A 2,252-nucleotide genomic window follows, 5' to 3' on the forward strand; every position below is an offset into this window, starting at 1 on the left:
CACTCTTTATAGCTGCTTTAAAAGCTACCCCAAAGACAATTTATTATGGTGAGTCCTGATGATGGGACTCATTAATATACAATTACTTAGAAGGTATACAACACATAATAACTTACTGATCATAATAACGAATATGTGCAGCAGCACATATTGAATATTTGGGAATAGAAGTGGATGATGCGCTTGAGATTTCGGAAAGTATAGATTGTTAAATAAAATGCCAGAGTCATTTAGGTCTCTGGCATCTACAGCTTAAACCTGCCCCACAAACGAGCAGTGAATTTCGTTTAGTATTACCCTTAATATGCTCATGGTTTCACAAAAAATTAATGGCAGCTTAGTGGCTCCAAGCTGCCATTATCTCAGTAATTTATCATGGCTATATTGGTGGTAAAACGATAGAAAAATAACATTTAAAATGAAAAGTTCACTAATTCTCATTTAGACCGAGAATTAGATAGAGAATTAATTCTCATGTATCCAGCTAAGTGTTTGATTTATGAATACTCAAATTCTCATTCCCGACGAGATCGACCAATGTTATGTGGAGATCCCAACCATATGTCTCTGATAATGTACAAATGCCATGTAACTTATGCTGTGTTCTGGTCTAGTGCCTCTTAAGTACACTTTAATTCTTTTTGCTTTCTCCCAACTCAATACCTGATTTTTTGGCCTTAGCTTTCCATAAACGTTTTGCCAATTTTTGCATATCAATATATTTATCACTTTCGTCTATTATTTCATGACCAATTAGAGTTTCCAAAATGTCTTCCAGTGTTATAATTCCTCGCACCGTGCCATATTCATTTACAATTAGTGAAATATGGGCTTTACAAAATATCATTTCCTTCATAGCTCGTAACAATGACATATTATCCAGTAGGGTTGGCATCTCCCTAACATAGTTACTTAAGCAAATGTCACCATTTCCGCGAGCCTGAGCTAACAATAGATCGGTTCTGATAACAAAACCAACAATGTCATCTTGTTTTTTGCCATAAACAGGTATCCGAGTAAATCGATTTTTCTTGTGTTTATAGAAAAATTCTCTTACTCGAAGTTCCTGAGATTCAAAAAACATTACCGTTCTTGGTGTCATTTCTTCTTTGATTTTGATTTTTTTTAGTCGCAACAGATTTTGTAATATCGTTGCTTCTTGCTGGTCTATATGACCTTCCCTTGCACTTAGCTGCGCCATAATGGAAAATTCATCCCGCCTAAATCCTACCGATTCTTTTTTTACCATATTACGAGTAATAAACTCTAACATTTTGATAAATGGATTTAATAAGTATATTAAAATCCTCAAGCTATAAGCAGTTGCAGGAGCTAATGCCTTCCAATATGATGCTCCAAGGGTTTTAGGGATAATCTCTGAAAAGATCAAAATCAGGAAAGTTAATACTGCTGACACGATCCCCAATGATGCGTCTCCTAATACTAAAGTTGCTTGCGCGCCAACCCCAGCAGCTCCAACAGTATGCGCTATAGTATTTAGAGTCAAAATAGCGGCTAAAGGTTTATTTATATCTTCTTTTAATTCACGTAGAATTTTACCTGATTTTTGCCCTCTTTTTTCCATTAGCGCAATATATACCCAAGAAACACTCAGCATTACGGCTTCGGCAATTGAACACAAAAACGAAAAGAATAAGGCAATAAATAAATATAATCCTAAAAGATACATAGATTCCATTGTGCGCAAAGAAGTTATTTTAATATTAATCTAAGCTCAATTTTGAAAAATTGTCTACTTTGGGTGTTATTTATTACAACGCAATCTATCCGACTGGTATTGTGAACACCAATTATTAATTTTAATTATTCACCATACCCAGCGTGCACGTCATTCCGGTTGTGTCTTTGCCTACAGGACGTAGGTACTTAACTTTGGTCTGGAACTACAAAGCTGAAGCCGGAATCTGCCTGTTTTAAACATTAGACTCCCGATTAAAACATCTCGGGAGTGACGATAGGAGAGTAGTTACTTAATTTTGACGTGTTCAACAAGAGAACACTGTACTTTCCTATCTACAGTGCCTATACCCGTGACACCTCAAAATGCGTGTTTCAGGATGCCTGAGCGATTCATGATCAAGGCGCATCTTTTTATTAAGGGTTATTCAGGAGAATATGCTCCTGCATTCTCTAATAAGATAATTGGACTCCCCCACACCTAAGATGTGGGGTAATATATTTGTTACCACACAAAAAATATTATAAAGAGTCCTTGTTATGAAGAATACTAT

At 35.8% G+C, this 2,252-nt stretch carries 1 protein-coding gene; it reads right to left on the bottom strand.

The window, feature by feature from the left end; all coding sequences use genetic code 11:
• Nucleotides 1–631 precede the first annotated feature (631 nt).
• The gene (locus DWA31_RS04985) at nucleotides 632–1,699 is read right to left on the bottom strand and encodes a CNNM domain-containing protein (RefSeq protein WP_342766947.1); all 1,068 of its coding nucleotides are present in this window, start codon (nucleotides 1,697–1,699) and stop codon (nucleotides 632–634) included.
• Nucleotides 1,700–2,252 lie beyond the last annotated feature (553 nt).

Origin of the sequence: Candidatus Colwellia aromaticivorans, assembly GCF_003333305.1 — a bacterium.
GTDB classification, from domain to species: Bacteria; Pseudomonadota; Gammaproteobacteria; order Enterobacterales; family Alteromonadaceae; genus Colwellia; species Colwellia aromaticivorans.

Excerpts from the sequence above, each read along its gene's own strand:
- DWA31_RS04985 (WP_342766947.1), bottom strand. The coding sequence starts at position 1,699 with ATGGAATCTATGTATCTTTTAGGATTATATTTATTTATTGCCTTATTC.